Annotated in this window: 14 protein-coding genes and 2 pseudogenes; 5 read left to right on the forward strand and 11 right to left on the reverse strand. The window is 64.7% G+C overall.

Annotated features, from left to right (window positions below; genetic code table 11):
- Nucleotides 1–36: 36 nt before the first annotated feature.
- On the forward strand, nucleotides 37–1,392 hold the full coding sequence (locus AC25MA_RS17365) for an HlyD family type I secretion periplasmic adaptor subunit (protein ID WP_028691110.1): 1,356 nt from the start codon (nucleotides 37–39) through the stop codon (nucleotides 1,390–1,392).
- 94 nt (nucleotides 1,393–1,486) lie between these two features.
- Here the strand turns inward: AC25MA_RS17365 and AC25MA_RS17370 are convergent, their stop codons facing one another.
- From AC25MA_RS17370 to AC25MA_RS17405, 8 genes and pseudogenes are all read right to left on the reverse strand, one after another.
- A complete protein-coding gene (locus AC25MA_RS17370; RefSeq protein ID WP_062360629.1) occupies nucleotides 1,487–2,218 on the reverse strand; it encodes a proteasome-type protease in 732 nt (243 codons plus the stop codon).
- 32 nt (nucleotides 2,219–2,250) lie between these two features.
- Nucleotides 2,251–3,048 (reverse strand): transglutaminase family protein, encoded by a 798-nt coding sequence (locus AC25MA_RS17375; RefSeq protein WP_186596949.1) that lies wholly within the window; start codon nucleotides 3,046–3,048, stop codon nucleotides 2,251–2,253.
- A complete protein-coding gene (locus tag AC25MA_RS17380; RefSeq protein WP_028691113.1) occupies nucleotides 3,045–3,995 on the reverse strand; it encodes an alpha-E domain-containing protein in 951 nt (316 codons plus the stop codon). Before AC25MA_RS17380 ends, AC25MA_RS17375 begins: the two co-directional genes overlap by 4 nt.
- Before the next feature lie 3 nt (nucleotides 3,996–3,998).
- A complete protein-coding gene (locus AC25MA_RS17385; protein WP_028691114.1) occupies nucleotides 3,999–5,408 on the reverse strand; it encodes a circularly permuted type 2 ATP-grasp protein in 1,410 nt (469 codons plus the stop codon).
- Nucleotides 5,409–5,611: 203 nt separating this feature from the next.
- Nucleotides 5,612–6,211: a tRNA-uridine aminocarboxypropyltransferase gene (locus tag AC25MA_RS17390; RefSeq protein ID WP_028691115.1), complete on the reverse strand. Its 600-nt coding sequence runs from the start codon at nucleotides 6,209–6,211 to the stop codon at nucleotides 5,612–5,614.
- A 150-nt stretch (nucleotides 6,212–6,361) separates the two neighbouring features.
- Complete coding sequence (locus AC25MA_RS17395; RefSeq protein WP_371263157.1) at nucleotides 6,362–7,390, reverse strand: methyl-accepting chemotaxis protein; 1,029 nt, start codon at nucleotides 7,388–7,390, stop codon at nucleotides 6,362–6,364.
- A 234-nt stretch (nucleotides 7,391–7,624) separates the two neighbouring features.
- A pseudogene (locus tag AC25MA_RS17400) lies at nucleotides 7,625–7,969 on the reverse strand (PAS domain-containing protein); the annotation flags it as partial.
- A 98-nt stretch (nucleotides 7,970–8,067) separates the two neighbouring features.
- A complete protein-coding gene (locus AC25MA_RS17405) occupies nucleotides 8,068–8,961 on the reverse strand; it encodes a LysR family transcriptional regulator (RefSeq protein WP_028691117.1) in 894 nt (297 codons plus the stop codon).
- 226 nt (nucleotides 8,962–9,187) lie between these two features.
- On the opposite strand from AC25MA_RS17405, the gene speB reads away from it, so the two are divergent.
- Together speB and AC25MA_RS17415 are read left to right on the forward strand one after the other, a co-directional pair.
- Nucleotides 9,188–10,138, forward strand: a complete 951-nt coding sequence (gene speB / locus AC25MA_RS17410) for an agmatinase (RefSeq protein WP_062574808.1) — start codon at nucleotides 9,188–9,190, stop codon at nucleotides 10,136–10,138.
- Nucleotides 10,139–10,306: 168 nt separating this feature from the next.
- Complete coding sequence (locus AC25MA_RS17415; protein WP_088852703.1) at nucleotides 10,307–11,686, forward strand: sodium:solute symporter family protein; 1,380 nt, start codon at nucleotides 10,307–10,309, stop codon at nucleotides 11,684–11,686.
- A gap of 70 nt (nucleotides 11,687–11,756) precedes the next feature.
- On the opposite strand, the gene AC25MA_RS17420 is transcribed toward AC25MA_RS17415, so the two are convergent.
- Both AC25MA_RS17420 and ptrR read right to left on the reverse strand, forming a co-directional pair.
- A complete protein-coding gene (locus AC25MA_RS17420) occupies nucleotides 11,757–11,885 on the reverse strand; it encodes a PA1414 family protein (RefSeq protein ID WP_256206021.1) in 129 nt (42 codons plus the stop codon).
- Nucleotides 11,886–12,009: 124 nt separating this feature from the next.
- Nucleotides 12,010–12,903 (reverse strand): putrescine utilization regulator PtrR, encoded by an 894-nt coding sequence (ptrR, locus tag AC25MA_RS17425; RefSeq protein WP_028691120.1) that lies wholly within the window; start codon nucleotides 12,901–12,903, stop codon nucleotides 12,010–12,012.
- 106 nt (nucleotides 12,904–13,009) lie between these two features.
- Between ptrR and AC25MA_RS17430 the strand changes: the two genes are divergently transcribed.
- Nucleotides 13,010–14,179: an MFS transporter gene (locus AC25MA_RS17430; protein WP_486972236.1), complete on the forward strand. Its 1,170-nt coding sequence runs from the start codon at nucleotides 13,010–13,012 to the stop codon at nucleotides 14,177–14,179.
- Nucleotides 14,180–14,274: 95 nt separating this feature from the next.
- Nucleotides 14,275–14,418: pseudogene (locus AC25MA_RS17435) on the forward strand (helix-turn-helix domain-containing transcriptional regulator); the annotation flags it as partial.
- Between the two features lie 16 nt (nucleotides 14,419–14,434).
- Here AC25MA_RS17435 and AC25MA_RS17440 read toward each other — a convergent pair.
- Nucleotides 14,435–15,361 carry a DMT family transporter gene (locus tag AC25MA_RS17440; protein WP_062360614.1) on the reverse strand — a complete coding sequence of 309 codons (927 nt, stop codon included), beginning with the start codon at nucleotides 15,359–15,361 and terminating at the stop codon, nucleotides 14,435–14,437.
- Nucleotides 15,362–15,373: the final 12 nt, after the last annotated feature.

Genomic DNA, 15,373 nt, shown 5'->3' on the forward strand with positions numbered 1-15,373 from the left:
TTCCACAACGGCCTCGGTCTGCACCGGAGGTAGAACATGCCCCTCAGCCACAGCGTGCGCAGCTACCTCCAGGGCGCCGACAAGCGCGCCGAGCGCGACTACATGCCGGAGCTGGCCGGTGCCACCTTGCAGGAATCGCCCAGCCTGTCGCGCCTGACCGTGTGGCTGGCCGCGATCCTGCTGTTGGTAGCCCTGGTCTGGGCCAATTTCGCGGTGCTCGACGAGGTCACCGTCGGCGAGGGCAAGGCCATTCCGTCTAGCAAGGTGCAGGTGGTGCAGAACCTTGAGGGCGGCATCGTCACCGAGATCTTCGTGCGTGAAGGGCAGATGGTCGACAAGGGCGCGACCCTGCTGCGCCTGGACGACACGCGCTTCAAGTCGAACAAGGGCGAGAGTGAAGCCGACCGCTACGCGCTCACCGCCCAGGTCGAGCGCCTGTCGGCCGAGTCCGAAGGCCGTCCCTTCGTGTTGTCGAGCGAAGTCCGCGCCAAGGCACCGCAGGTGGCCGAGGACGAAGCCGCTCTGTATGACTCGCGCCAGCGCCGCTTGGCCAGCGAAAAGCAGACCCTCAACGAACAATTGCGGCAAAAGACCCAGGAGCTTGCCGAGTTCCGCTCCAAGGTCGATCAATACCGCTCGGCGGTCGGCCTGCTGCAACAGGAACTGGACATGTCCTCGCCACTGGTGAGCAAGGGTGCCATATCCCCCGTGGAAATCCTGCGCTTGAAGCAGCGCAGCGTCGAGGCGCGCGGCCAGCTCAATGCCACCAACCTGGCCATTCCCCGCGCCGAAGCGGCGATCGCGGAGATCCGCAGCAAGATCCAGGAATCCGACGCCAGCTTCCGTTCCGACGCCGCCAAGGAACTCAACGACAAGCGCACGGAGCTGTCGAAGATCACCGCCACCAGCATCGCCATCGACGACCGGGTCAACCGCACCACCGTGGTGTCGCCGGTGCGCGGCATCGTCAAGCTGCTGAAGGTCAACACCATCGGCGGCGTGGTCCAGCCCGGCAGCGACCTGGTGGAGATCGTGCCGATCGAGGACAACCTGCTGATCGAGGCCAAGGTAAGGCCCCAGGACGTGGCGTTCCTGCACCCGGGGCAGACCGCGATGGTCAAGTTCAGCGCCTACGACTACACCATCTACGGCGGGCTCAAGGCCAAGCTGGAGCTGATCGGCGCGGACACCGTCACCGACGACAAGGGCAATGCGTTCTACCTGATCCAGGTGCGCACGGACAAGAACCACCTGGGCGGGGACAACAAGCCGCTGCTGATCATTCCGGGGATGGTGGCCACGGTGGATATCATCACCGGGCAGAAGAGCGTGCTGGACTATCTGCTCAAACCCGTCCTCAAGGCCAGGACCGAAGCGTTGCGAGAGCGGTGAATGCCTATCCAGGCGCCTTCACGGACAAGCCCGCTCAGACAGGCATATCAGCACAGCGGGATCGGTGGTGCGCCCCTATCCCCGATAAACGCCCTCAGCGGATATAAACCTCCGGTGGCTCCGGCAACGCGGCGAGCAGATCCCGCAGACCATCGGCCCACTGCGCCTGGATCCGCAGAAAATAGGGATCGTGGGTGCCGATCCGGTGACAGTTGCTGGCAGCCAGGCTGTCCTTGCGATACACCAGCACATCCAGTGGCATGCCCACCGACAGGTTGCTGCGCATGGTCGAATCGAACGAGATCAGGCCACAGCGCAATCCCTCGCCCAGGGGGGTGTGATACAGCAGGTTGCGATCAAGGATCGGCCTGCCGTACTTGCTCTCGCCCAGTTGCATGAACGGCGTGTCTTCCGTGGCCTGGATGAAATTACCCTGGGGATAGATGTTGTACACCCCCATGGGCTGCTCGGCGATCTGCCCGCCCACCAGGAACGAGCAGCTCAGGTCGACCTTGCCTGCCAGTTTGGTGCAGTCGCGGGCGATCACCTCGCGGATGGTCTCGGCCACCAGCGCCGTGGCGTCATACAGCGTCGGCACGTTCAACAGGTGCGCGCCGTCCTGGTTGCAGCGCTGACGGAGCAGGCTCACCACTGATTGCGACGTGGCCAGGTTGCCGGCGGTCTGCAGCACAATCACACGCTCGCCCGAGCGGTTGAAAACGAACAGCTTGCGAAACGTCGATATCTGGTCGATCCCCGCATTGGTCCGTGAATCCGAAATGAACACCAGCCCATCGGCCAGGTGCATCGCAACGCAGTACGTCATGGTGCTAACTCATGCAGAGGTAGGAAGTGTCGCTATTGCTGCTGAAGCTGTGGCTTGGAGCTGACCAGAACCTGTGCCTGCATCGACTCGGTCCCACCGCCACGGCGCATGCCGCGTACCGGGCAAGCGTCCAGGTAATCATGCCCCACCGCCAGTTTCAGGTGGCGCTCGGGCCGAGCCAGGCGGTTGGTCACATCGAAGCTGTACCAGCCATCGTCAAGCCAGGCCTCGGCCCAGGCGTGACTGGCCAGATGGTTCTCGTCCTCGGTGCACAGGTAACCTGACACATAGCGCGCCGGCACGCCCAGGCTGCGGGCACAGGCGAGAAAAGCGTGGGTATGGTCCTGGCAGACTCCGGCGCGGTTGGCGAACGCCTCGGCGGCCACGGTATCGACCGCCGTCGAACCGGGCCTGTAGGCCATGTGATCGGCCAATCCGTTCATCAACTCGATCAGCGCCGTCCGATCACGACGAGCGCCACAGTGGCGCACGGCGAAATCGCGCAACGCCTCGTCGGGGTTGCTGAGCTTGCTCGAGCGCAGGAAGGGCAAGGCCGATCGAGAGTCGTGCTCCACCTCCAGGGTCTGGTCGATCTCCACCTCGCCGTGGGCGCTCAGCATCAACGCACCATGGGGTTCGTCGAGCGTCAGCACGTGCAGGACGTTGCCATAAGGGTCAAGTTGGCTGCCTACCGGGCGCGGCAATTCCAGCTGCCATTGCAGGACGCGCTGGCGCTCGCTGCTCTGGGGCGTCAGTCGCAGCAGCTGAATGCTCATGCAGACATCGTCGGAATAGTGATAAGTGGTGTCGTGACGAATGGACAGTCTCATACTACCTCCAGATAGGAATCGTGAACGCTCTGCCCCAGATGATTGATCTGGCCAATGTGATGGTTCAGCCACTGATGCAATCCGGACGCGAGAATTTCCTCGATACCGGTAAAGCGCAACCGCGCACTCAGCTCTGCCGCCAGGCGTTGCGCCGGGCGCCCGTTGTCGCCCGGCAGGCCGGCCAGCAACTGGGCCAGCTCCTCGACACAGGCATGCAGCGAACGCGGTACGTCCGCGCGTAGCAACAACATCTCCGACACCTGCTCGGCACCGGGAGCCGTGCGGTAGATTTCATTGAACGCCTCGAAGGAGGACAGTGCCCGCAGCAAGGCACTCCACTGGTAATAGCCACGGGCCGAATTGTCACTGACCTCCTCGGACTCCTCACCAAACATTTCGTAGCGCGCATCCAACAGGCGCAGCGTGTTGTCGGCCCGTTCGAGGAAGGTGCCCAGCCGGATGAAGCCATAGGCGTCATTGCGCATGATGGTGCCGGCGGTGGCTCCGCGGAACAGATGCGAACGCTCCTTGACCCATTCGCAGAAAGAGTTGATGCCGTAGCGTGCCAGGCCCTTGTCGGCGATGTTGCGCATCTCGAGCCATGTAGCGTTGATGTTCTCCCACATGTCAGCAGTGATCCGCCCGCGCACGGCATGCGCATTGCTGCGAGCCGCGCGCAGGCAACAATAGATGCTGCCGGGATTGCGTTCGTCCAGGGCGAAAAAATGCAGCATGTACTCGACGTTGAGTTCACCATGGCGACGGTGATAATCGTCCAGCGTCCCCGCCGCCAGCAGCGACATCGCCAGCTCGGCTCGGCCATCGCTACGCCCCGCCTGCGGCATCAGCGAAAGCGAATAGCTGACTTCGAGCATGCGTGCGAGGTTCTCCGCGCGCTCAAGGTAACGGGACATCCAATACAGGTCGGCAGCCGTTCTTGAAAGCATGATTCAGTCCTCCACCACCCAGGTGTCCTTGGTGCCGCCGCCCTGGGAAGAATTGACCACCAGCGAGCCTTCACGCAGCGCCACGCGGGTCAGGCCACCTGGCACCAGGCGGGTTTCCTTGCCTGACAGCACAAAGGGGCGCAGGTCGATATGCCTGGGCGATATGCCACTTTCGACAAAGGTCGGGCAAGTGGATAGGCACAGCGTGGGCTGTGCGATGTACGCATGGGGTCGCGCCTTGATACGGGCACGGAACGCTTCGATTTCCGCCGTGCTGGCGGCCGGCCCGACCAACATGCCGTAGCCACCAGACCCTTGGGTTTCCTTGACCACCAGGTCCGCCAGATTGGCCAGCACATGGGACAACTCCGCAGGCTTGCGACATTGCCAGGTGGGCACGTTCTTGAGAATCGGCTCTTCGCTCAGGTAGAAGCGGATCATGTCGTCGACATACGGGTAGATCGACTTGTCGTCAGCCACTCCGGTGCCCACGGCGTTGGCCAGCACAACGTTGCCGGCCCGGTAGGCCGTGATCAGTCCTGGCACGCCCAGCAACGAGTCCGGATTGAACGTCAGCGGATCGAGGAAGGCATCGTCCAGCCGGCGGTAGATCACATCGACCGCCTGCGGGCCTGACGTGGTACGCATGAACACCCGGTTGTCACGCACGAACAGGTCAGCGCCCTCCACCAGTTCCACACCCATTTCCCGCGCCAGGAAGGCATGCTCGAAATAGGCACTGTTGAAGCGGCCCGGAGTCAGCACCACGGTGGTGGGGTTGTCCAGCGGGCTTGAGCGCTTGAGGGTGTCCAGCAACAGATTGGGATAGTGGTCGATGGGCGCCACCCGCTGGGCGGCGAACAGCTCCGGGAACAGCCGCATCATCATCTTGCGATCTTCGAGCATGTAGCTCACGCCGCTCGGTGTGCGCAGGTTGTCTTCCAGGACGTAGTAGCTGCCGTCGCCATCGCGCACCAGATCGACACCGGCGATGTGCGCATAGATGCCTCGGTGCAGGTCCAGCCCCTGCATGGCCACCTGGTAACCGTCGTTGGCCAGTACCTGCTCCGGTGGGATGATGCCTTGCTTGAGGATCCGCTGGTCGTGGTAGATGTCCTCGAGGAACAGGTTCAACGCCTGCACCCGCTGGATGCAGCCACGCTCCACGACCTGCCACTCGCTGGCCTTGATGCTGCGCGGAATGATATCGAAGGGGATCAGCCGCTCGGTACCCTGCTCATCGCCGTACAAGGTGAACGTGATGCCTGCCCGGTGAAACAGCAGGTCCGCCTCGCGACGCCGCTGTTCGAGCAGCTCCAACGGCGTATCGGCCAGCCAGCGTGCGAACGCCTGATAATGAGGCCGGCAATCACCCGCCGCATCGTACATCTCATTGAAAAAGGCCCGAGGCATAATCAGTTCCTCACCACGCAATGCTTGTCCGTTATCGATGCATGGTTGACCTAGCAATAGCAGTGCCGGAAACACGGCACCTCAGGCGGGACGAGGTGTGCACGGGCCGCAGCAGGCGGCGGCCATGCCCCAGATCAGGGCCTCACCGGCGAACGCGCCCCTGTCGGTGAACCAAAACAGGGTGCTGGTGATCGGCGTAGTGCTCACTTTTCGCCATGATTACGTTCGAACGTCTCCTGCCCCATCGCGCTGATCTGCCCCTCGATCAGCGCTTCGAAAGGCCTCAACAAAGCAGCGAAGCCGCTCGGCGCCTCCAACACATTCAACGCCTGCACCACCGCCTCCAGGGTCGACAAGGCCCCTGGTTCCGGTGCCTTGCGCAGCCGGTAGCGCGAGGGTGGGACGTTGCCCAGGGCCACTCGCGGCAGCGCCTCGAGCTGCGGGTTCAGGTACAGCATCTTGCGCGCCTTGCGCCAGGTGCCATCCGGCACGATCAGCATCAGCGGCAGGTCGACGTCTTGACCATAGCCTTGCAGAACCTCGGCTTCATCACCGGGGAACAGCAACGCGGGTCGATAGCCCGGCGTGGCCAGCAGCGTGTGCAGGTCGTCGAACACCTCGCCGATCCGCAGCTCGGCGTTGACCAGCCCAAGGACCGCAAGGCGTGCGGTGTTCAGGGCGTGGGCGGTTTCACTGGGGTGCTGCAGCACGACCACGCGGGTGCGGCTGTCCAGGTGCGGGATCAGTGGGCAAAGGCAATGGGCGAGCGGGCGCTGACAACGCTCGCAGCGGGGTCTGGGCATGGGGGGCTCCTTGGGGCGGGTAGTTTGCCACAGGGCTGCCATCCCCGGGTTGCTGCGAGGCATTCGTGGGAGCGGGCTTGCCCCGCGATAAAGCCAGCACCGCAATCGCGGGGCAAGCCCGCTCCCACGCACCGCTCACACAGTCCAACTTCAGCGGTTGAACCGCTCCGCCAGGCTGTGCAGGTACTCCGCCATGCGCTCCAGGTCCTGGCTGATCTCGGCCCCCTGCCTGGCCTGCCCCGCGCTTTCGTCGCACAAATGGGCGATGCGCACGATCTGCTGGTTGATGTCCTCGGCGACATGGCTCTGCTGCTCGGACGCCGTGGCCATCTGTTGGCTCATGCCAGTGATGCGACTGACCGCCTGGGCGATCCCCGACAACGCCGCCTGCACCGCCTCGACACTGTGCACGCTGTCGCTGGAGATCTGTTGGCCGCGGCTGGCGCTGGCCACCGCGCGGTCGGCACCGGAGCGCAGGGTGGAGATGATGTGGTGGATCTCCTCGGTCGAGGCGCGGGTCCGCTGCGCCAGCGAGCGCACTTCATCCGCCACCACGGCGAAACCCCGGCCCTGCTCGCCGGCCCGCGCCGCCTCGATGGCGGCATTGAGCGCCAGCAGGTTGGTCTGCTCGGCAATCGAGGTGATCACATCCACCACGCTACCGATCGACTGCGTCTGCTCGGCCAGGGCGTTGACCGCCTGGCCGATGTCGCTCACCGCCTCGCTCATGCTGCCCATGGCGCGCAGGCTCTGCTGCGCCAGGTCGCTGCCCTGCTGTGCCAGCTGGTCGGCGTCGCTGGCGGCATGGGCGGTGCTCTGCACGTTATGGGTGACCTGCTGGATGGTCGCCGCCATCTGCGCGATGGCGGTGGCCGACTGGTCGGTCTCGCTGCGCTGGCGGTCGAGCATCTGCGCCTGGGCATCGGACAGGTCGGCGGACTGCGCGGCCCGTGACTTGACCCCGACACCGGCGTCCACCAGACGGGTCAGCGCAGTCTGCAGGCGCGCCTCCTCGCTGATGATCGCCAGGTCGAGCTGGCCCTGCAGCCCGGGGTTGTCGCTGTAGGTCAGCGCCACCAGCGGGCTGGTGAAGGCCTTGGGGTGCTCTTGCAGGGTGCGTCGGATCGACTGGTTCTGCCGGTGCTCGACCACGTACCAGGCCGCCAGCAGGCTGGCCATCAGCACACCCAGTGCCGCGTAGGGGGGCAGCCACAGGTAGGCGGCGGCTGAAAGCAAGCCTGCGCCAATCAAAGGCCAGCCATGACCGACGCCATAACCGAGGCGCGCCGCCAGGGGCACTGGCGAGCGCCCCGCCCGCAGGCGGGCATACAAATTCTCGGCCCGGCGGATCTGCTCCCGGGTCGGCACCGAGCGCACCGACTCGTAGCCGCTGATGCGACCGTTCTCGTAGACCGCCGTGACGTAGGCGCTGACCCAGTAGAAGTCGCCGTTCTTGGCGCGGTTCTTGACCACGCCCATCCAGGGTTTGCCTTGCTTGATGGTGTCCCACATATGCCCGAAGACCGCCGGCGGCATGTCAGGATGACGCACCAGATTGTGCGGCTGGCCGACCAGTTCGTCGTAGGTGAAACCGCTGATGGCCACGAAGGCGTCGTTGCAATAGGTAATGCGACTGTTCAGGTCGGTGGTGGAGATCAGCCGCTGGTCTTGGGGAAAGGTTCTTTCGTGCTCGGTGACGGGCAAATTCATGCGCATCGTTGGCGATCCCTTGCTTATCCAGATGAGTGGGAAAATCATCAAAGCAAGTAGATATTTAGCAGAAGGCCATCACGTGAGCGGTCAACTTTCGTAGGAAATTTACCCGACCTGACGGAATGTGCTGAAAGCGACCTGGATCAGCCCACATTGAGCTGGCTCTTGAGCAGGTCACGGAACGTCTGGATCAAGGGTTCCCGGCTCCGGCCACGGCGGATGATCAGGGAAAACGGCGCCTGGTAGCCGAAGGTCGCCGGCGACAGCACGCGCAGGTCGCCCTTGTCGACCCAGGCCTGGGCGTAGTGCTCGGGCAGGTAGCCAATGTAGGCGCCGGAGAGAATCAGAATCAGTTGCGCTTCCATGCTCTCCACGGTGGCGGCGCTGTGCTTGAAACCGTGCCGGGCCAGCTCCGCCTGGCTCCAATAGCCACGCCCGACCATGCGCTGTTGGGTAATCACCGGCTCCGGGATCCGTCGCTCGCCGAACAGCGCGTGACGGCTGCTGCAATACAGCCAGTGCTGCTCGCGGTACAACGGCTGGTAGACCAGGCCACTCATGCGCGATGAAAACGCGCCGATGGCCAGGTCCAGGCGGTTGTCCTGCACGCCCAATTGCAGTTCGTAAGGGCTGGACACCGACAGGTGCAGGTGTACCGCCGGGTGTTCCTGGCTATAGGCGCCGATGGCCTCCGCCAGCGGCAGGGCGCGGTCGCCCACGGTGGAGTCGATCACCCCGAGGTTGAGGGTGCCGCGCAATTCGCCCTTGAGCGCCGCCGCATACTGCTCGAAGCCATCCAGTTCCCCCAGCAGGCGCAGGGTCTCCTGATGAAACAGCTCGCCCTTGCTGGTCAGGCTGAAACCGCCACGGCCTCGGTGGCAGAGCACGATGCCCAGGGCGCTTTCCAGCTGGCTCATGTAGGTGCTGATGGCCGAGGTCGACAGGTTGAGGTCGCGCTGGGCGTTGGCGAAGCCCTGGTGACGCACCACGCTGGCAAAGATGCGCAGCAGTTTCAGGTCGGGCAGCGATGAGGCCATGGGGCAACGGGTCCGTGGGCTGGAAATGGCCTGAGTCTAACCCGGCCGCGCACCGATAGTTCAGAAATTCCTGAAGTAAGTTTTTGTCGGTAGCGATTCTTCCCGGGCACTACCTTGCGCAGACTGCGGCGAAATGTCCCTGCCCGCCAGCACAACCAGAGCAACGAGGCGCGCGGCGGCACAGGTTCGAACAAACAGAACAATCGACCGACTGATGAGGCCCACCGTGGACAAGATTCTCCACCAACCACTGGGCGGCAACGAAATGCCGCGTTTCGGCGGCATCGCCACCATGCTCCGACTCCCCCACCTGCAGAGCGCCGAAGGGCTCGACGCCGCGTTCATCGGCGTGCCCCTGGACATCGGCACCTCGCTGCGCTCGGGCACCCGTTTCGGCCCGCGGCAGATCCGCGCCGAATCGGTGATGATCCGCCCGTACAACATGGCAACCGGCGCCGCCCCGTTCGACTCGCTGTCGGTGGCCGACATCGGTGACGTGGCGATCAACACCTTCAACCTGCTGGACGCCGTGCGCATCATCGAAGAGGCCTACGATGAAATCGTCGAGCACAATGTCATCCCGCTGACCCTCGGTGGCGACCACACCATCACCCTGCCGATCCTGCGTGCCCTGCACAAGAAGCACGGCAAGATCGGCCTGGTGCACATCGACGCCCACGCCGACGTCAACGACCATATGTTCGGCGAGAAGATCGCCCATGGCACCACCTTCCGCCGCGCCGTGGAAGAGGGCCTGCTCGATTGCGACCGCGTGGTGCAGATCGGCCTGCGCGCCCAGGGCTACACCGCCGACGACTTCAACTGGAGCCGTCGCCAGGGCTTCCGTGTGGTCCAGGCCGAAGAATGCTGGCACAAGTCGCTGGAGCCGCTGATGGCCGAAGTGCGCGAGAAAGTCGGTGGCGGCCCGGTGTACCTGTCGTTCGACATCGACGGCATCGACCCGGCCTGGGCACCAGGCACCGGTACCCCGGAGATCGGCGGCTTGACCACCATCCAGGCGATGGAGATCATCCGCGGCTGCCACGGCCTGGACCTGATCGGCTGCGACCTGGTCGAAGTCTCCCCACCGTACGACACCACCGGCAACACCTCGCTGCTGGGCGCCAACCTGCTGTTCGAAATGCTCTGCGTGCTGCCTGGCGTGGTACGCCGCTAACCGCCGAATACCGCCCGTTTGCAGGGGCGCTGCAATCGATTGCTTGACCCTGGCAGGAGCCATTCGGGAGGGCCATTGAGGCCCGCCAACACATGACAGGACCGCCGGGCGCCTTGCAGCGTCCGGACGGCCGATCTCGCCATAATAAAGATAATCGGGAGACCCCCAATGGCCTTGGACATCATCGTTGTACTGATCTATGCCGCCGGCATGCTCGGCCTCGGCTGGTACGGCATGCGGCGCGCGAAGACCCACGAAGACTACCTGGTGGCCGGGCGCAACCTCGGCCCGACCCTGTACATGGGCACCATGGCCACCACCGTGCTCGGTGGCGCCTCCACCGTCGGCACCGTGCGCCTGGGCTACGTCCATGGCATTTCCGGCTTCTGGCTGTGCGCCGCCCTGGGCCTGGGAATCATCGCCCTCAACCTGTTCCTGGCCAAGCCGCTGCTGCGCCTGAAGATCTTCACCGTCACCCAGGTACTGGAGCGCCGCTACAACCCGATGGCCCGCCAGGCCAGCGCGGCGATCATGCTCGCCTACGCGCTGATGATCGCGGTGACCTCGACCCTGGCCATGGGCACCGTGCTGCAGGTGCTGCTTGACGTGCCGTTCTGGATGGCGCTGCTGTTCGGCGGCGGCGTGGTGGTGGTGTACTCGACCATCGGCGGCATGTGGTCGCTGACCCTGACCGACATCGTCCAGTTCATCATCAAGACCGTTGGCCTGATGTTCATCCTGCTGCCGGTGTGCCTGTACAAGGCCGGCGGCTGGGACGCCCTGGTGGCCAAGCTGCCGGCGGCCAGCTTCAGCTGGACCACCATCGGCTGGGACACCATCATCACCTACTTCCTGATCTACTTCTTCGGCATCCTGATCGGCCAGGATATCTGGCAGCGCGTGTTCACCGCCCGTGACGAGAAGGTCTGCCAGCGCGCCGGCACCACCGCCGGTATCTACTGCGTGCTGTACGGCTTGGCCTGCGCCCTGATCGGCATGGCCGCCCATGTGCTGATGCCGGACCTGGCCAACCCGAACAACGCCTTCGCCGAGATGATCAAGGGCCAGTTGCCCGAGGGCATCCGCGGCCTGCTGATGGCCGCCGCCCTGGCCGCGATGATGTCCACCGCCAGCGCGGGCCTGCTGGCCGCCTCGACCACCCTGACCGAAGACCTGCTGCCCAAGCTGCGCGGCGGCAAGCAGTCGAGCCTGGGCATCAACCGCCTGTTCACCCTGCTCACCGGCCTGGTGGTGCTGGGTATCGCCCTGGCAGTGAACGATGTGATCAGCGCCCTGACCCTGGCTTACAACCTGCTGGTGGGCGGCATGCTGATCCCGCTGATCGGCGCGATCTTCTGGAAACGCGCGACCACCGCCGGGGCCATCGCCAGCATGACGCTGGGCTTCGGTACCGCGCTGCTGTTCATGTTCAAGGACGGCCTGGAAGCCAACTCGCCGATCTACTACAGCCTGGCCATCGGCCTGGTGAGCTTCGTGGTGGTCAGCCTGGCTTCGCGCAAGCCGGTGGCGACGGTGAACCTGGCCTGAGGCCAGATCCCGGGGCAACAACGCAAAAGGCCGCCGCATCGATAGGATGCGGCGGCCTTTTTGTCAGGGGTCAGCGCCGACGCGGCTGGCGCTTGCGCTGTTCTTCGTCGGTCGGGATCGGCACCGGCTGCAGCGGTGGCGGGAGCAGCCCCAGGGCGACGGCGAGGTCATGGAGCCAGTTGTACATGCGTTCGTTCATAGTGCCCCCTTGACGGGTCAGCCTCACGGTCAATCAAACTTGCGATGCGTCATACAGATCATAGACCTATGTCCTGTATTGCGCATGCCTCTGTTCCTACACATAGGGGCGATTTTGACCCGGATCAAGCGCTGATGGCAGCTTCCGACGGTCGGTCAATCGTTTCGCTTTGTTGCAGGTCGATCCAGGCCTGCAGATTCGCCCCGCGTTTGCCCTGGCGCCACATCAGCCAGGTCATCGCTTGGTCGAACGGCGCCTGCAGCCGATGCGCCCGCACCTGCTCGCGGCCCGGCAGGCTGTCGAGCATGGACTGCGCCATCAACGCCACGCCGGCCCCGGCGATCACACAGGCCAGCATGCTCTGGTACGACTCGATCTCCATGACCCGCCCCATGGGCGTGTGGGCATGGGCGTACCAGGCTTCCAGGCGCATGCGGTACGAGCAGCCCTGGCGGAAGGTGAACACCGCCTTGCCGGCGACATCCCTGGCACTGTGTACCACCGGGTGCTCGGGGCTGGTGATCAGCACCAGGGTTTCCTCGCACAACGGCACGCCATCGAGCCCTGCCAGGTTGAGCGGGCCGTCCACCAGCGCCGCGTCCAGCCGATGGCTGAGCACCCCCTCCAGCAGCTCGGCACTGGGCGCCGCCTGCACTTGCAGGTTCACCGCCGGGTAGGCCTGGTGGTAGCGCGCCAGCAGCGCCGGCAAATGAATGGCTGCCGTGCTGTACATGGTGCCCAGCACGAAATCCCCCGCCGGCTGGCCGCCCTGCACCGCGGCCAGCGCTTCGTCGCGCAGGCTGGTCAGCCTATGTGCATAGTCCAGCAGCACCTTGCCGGCCGGCGACAGCTGCAAGCGCTGGCGCTCGCGCAGGAACAGCTCCACCCCCAGTTGCTCCTCGAGCTGGCGCAGGCGCGTCGACAGGTTCGACGGCACCCGGTGCAATCGCTCGGCGGCGCGGGTCACCGAGCCCTCCTCGGCCACGGCCTGGAAGATGCGCAGTTGGCTGAACTCCATGAGATTCTCCAAAACAGAACAACTTGATCATCATTATTCAATTTTATTGAAAGTCAATGAACCCTACCCTGCCATCCATCGCATCCCTTCGTGCAGGAGACTTTCCATGTCGCCCTTCGTGCAATTGCTGGCCAGCGCCGTGGCGCTGATGATGGCCATGGGCATCGGACGCTTCTCCCTCACGCCACAACTGCCCCGACTGATCGCCGAGGGCCAGTTCGACCTGACCGCTGGCGGCCTGGTCGCCGCCGCCAACTACCTGGGCTACTTCCTCGGCGCGGTGGACGCCATGTTCGCCCGCCAGCCCGCCCAGGTGCGCCTGCGCCTGCATGGGGGGTTGTGGCTGTGCGTGCTGCTGACCCTGGCCTCGTGGGCCGCCGACGGTTTCTGGAGCCACCTGCTGCTGCGCTTCGGCACCGGCGTGGCCAGCGCCTGGGTACTGGTGATGATCGCCAGCCTCAGCCAGCAACTGGCCAGCGCCCATGGCCGCCAGCGCCTCGGTGCGCTGGTGTTCGCCGGGCCCGGCGTCGGCATCGCGGTGACGGGCGTTCTGGCCCTGGGTGCGCACCTGCTGGGGCTGGATTCTGCCGCCCTGTGGCTGGTCTATGGCGTCGCCGCGCTGGTCATGCTGCTGGCGGTGCTGCCGTGGCTGCCACGGGCGCTGGAGCCCGCCGCCACGCCTGCGGCCGTCAACGAACAAGGCCGCGGCACCGGCATAGGACGCCTGGGCGTGGTCTATTCGCTCTACGGGATCGGCTACATCCTGCCGGCCACCTTCCTGTCGCAGATGGCCAGCCAGCAGTTCCATGGGCAGTGGCAAGCCGACCTGTTCTGGCCCGCGTTCGGATTGGCATCGGCGCTCGGCGTGGCCATCGTCAGCCTGCGCCGCCCGGGGCGGACCTCTGCCTGGCTGACCACCACCCTGTGGCTGCAAGGGCTCGGCGTACTGGCCTGCCTGCTCGGTGGCGGCATCGGTCTGGCATTGGGCGTGCTGCTGTGCGGCGGACCGTTCCTGGCCTGCATGCAACTGGTGATGCAGCGCTCGCGAGAGCTGGCGCCCCATGCCACACAGCGCAATGCCGGGTTGCTGACCGCATGCTTTGCCCTGGGGCAGTTGAGCGGGCCGTTGCTGGCGGCGTTAAGCAGTCATTTCAGTGGTGGATTACAGCCAGCATTGGTGTTGGCGGCGGCAGGGTTGGCCGTGGCCGGAGTGCTGGCCGTGACAGGAGGTCATTACCTGCAGGATTGCCACTCAAATGCCCGAACAGCCGGGTGATGGTGGGTTCAGTTCAGCAACAGATCGAAATCATTTGTGCCTCTCTCGACAACGTTTCATTGGCTACATTCTCCAGCACTCGCAGAGGACGCAAAATGACTGAAACGTTCCATGAATTCGACGCTGCCGCCTATCTGGCTTCTCCGGAAACCATCGCACAGTTCATGGCTGACGCATTAGAGACAGGAGATGCAGCCTACGTAGCAAAAGCCGTGGACGTGGTGGAGCGCGCCAGGGGCCGGCGCGTCTACCCTCTCATCCCACCAGCTTGCGCAACTGCTGCCGCACCCACGCCTCGGCGCTGACCATGACCACCCCGAGCAATACCATCACCGCGCCGATCACGAAGTTCAAGCTCAACGGCTCATCCAGCAGCAACACGCCGAAGGTCACCCCGAACAGCGGCGTGATGAAGGAAAACACCGCCAGGTTCGAGGCCAGGTATTTGCGCAGCAACCAGAACCAGGTCAGGTAACTGACGAACGACACCACGATCCCCTGGAACAGCACACTGCCCACCGCCAGCGGGGTCAGCGAGAAATCGGCGATCTGCCCGCTCACCAGGGCGATCAGCACCAGCCCGACAAACCCCACCGCCAGCTGGTAGAACAGGGTCAGGGTCGCCGGCGCCTCGGACAGGCGCGAGCCGCGCACCACCACCGTGGTCGCGCCCCAGGCCAGGCCTGCCAGGATCGCCAGGGCATCGCCCAGCAACATGCGTCCATCGAGGTGCTCTAGGGAAACGCCACCAGCAAAGGCCAGGGCAATCCCCCCGAAGGCCAGCAGGATGCCCAGCCACTGCAACAGCCGCAGCCGTTCACTGGGCATCATGAAATGCAGCCCCAGGGCGGTGAAGATAGGCGCGGTGTAGAGAAACACCGACATATGCGCCGCCGAGGTCAGCTTCAGCCCCTCGGCGATGAACAGGAACTCCAGGCCGAACAGCGCGCCGGCCAGCAACCCGGCACGCCAGGTGCTGCCCACCTGGCTCCAGCCTCCCCGCCAGCAGACCAGCAGCCCCACCAGCAGCGCGGCGATACCATTGCGAAACGCCGCCTGCATGACCGGTGCGATATCCACGGCAGCGGATTTGATCAGCACCTGCTGGCAGCCCCAGATCAGGCACAGCCCCAGCATGACCTGGAAGGCGAAGGCGTCGGGGTTCTTGCGGACCGCAGTCATGGGCGGCCCCTC

Source organism: Pseudomonas sp. P65(2024), from assembly GCF_057480955.1.

Excerpts from the sequence above, each read along its gene's own strand:
- AC25MA_RS17365 (WP_028691110.1), top strand. The coding sequence starts at position 37 with ATGCCCCTCAGCCACAGCGTGCGCAGCTACCTCCAGGGCGCCGACAAG.
- AC25MA_RS17370 (WP_062360629.1), bottom strand. The coding sequence starts at position 2,218 with ATGACGTACTGCGTTGCGATGCACCTGGCCGATGGGCTGGTGTTCATT.
- AC25MA_RS17375 (WP_186596949.1), bottom strand. The coding sequence starts at position 3,048 with ATGAGACTGTCCATTCGTCACGACACCACTTATCACTATTCCGACGAT.
- AC25MA_RS17380 (WP_028691113.1), bottom strand. The coding sequence starts at position 3,995 with ATGCTTTCAAGAACGGCTGCCGACCTGTATTGGATGTCCCGTTACCTT.
- AC25MA_RS17385 (WP_028691114.1), bottom strand. The coding sequence starts at position 5,408 with ATGCCTCGGGCCTTTTTCAATGAGATGTACGATGCGGCGGGTGATTGC.
- AC25MA_RS17390 (WP_028691115.1), bottom strand. The coding sequence starts at position 6,211 with ATGCCCAGACCCCGCTGCGAGCGTTGTCAGCGCCCGCTCGCCCATTGC.
- AC25MA_RS17395 (WP_371263157.1), bottom strand. The coding sequence starts at position 7,390 with ATGGCCAGCCTGCTGGCGGCCTGGTACGTGGTCGAGCACCGGCAGAAC.
- AC25MA_RS17405 (WP_028691117.1), bottom strand. The coding sequence starts at position 8,961 with ATGGCCTCATCGCTGCCCGACCTGAAACTGCTGCGCATCTTTGCCAGC.
- AC25MA_RS17415 (WP_088852703.1), top strand. The coding sequence starts at position 10,307 with ATGGCCTTGGACATCATCGTTGTACTGATCTATGCCGCCGGCATGCTC.
- AC25MA_RS17420 (WP_256206021.1), bottom strand. The coding sequence starts at position 11,885 with ATGAACGAACGCATGTACAACTGGCTCCATGACCTCGCCGTCGCCCTG.
- ptrR (WP_028691120.1), bottom strand. The coding sequence starts at position 12,903 with ATGGAGTTCAGCCAACTGCGCATCTTCCAGGCCGTGGCCGAGGAGGGC.
- AC25MA_RS17430 (WP_486972236.1), top strand. The coding sequence starts at position 13,010 with ATGTCGCCCTTCGTGCAATTGCTGGCCAGCGCCGTGGCGCTGATGATG.
- AC25MA_RS17440 (WP_062360614.1), bottom strand. The coding sequence starts at position 15,361 with ATGACTGCGGTCCGCAAGAACCCCGACGCCTTCGCCTTCCAGGTCATG.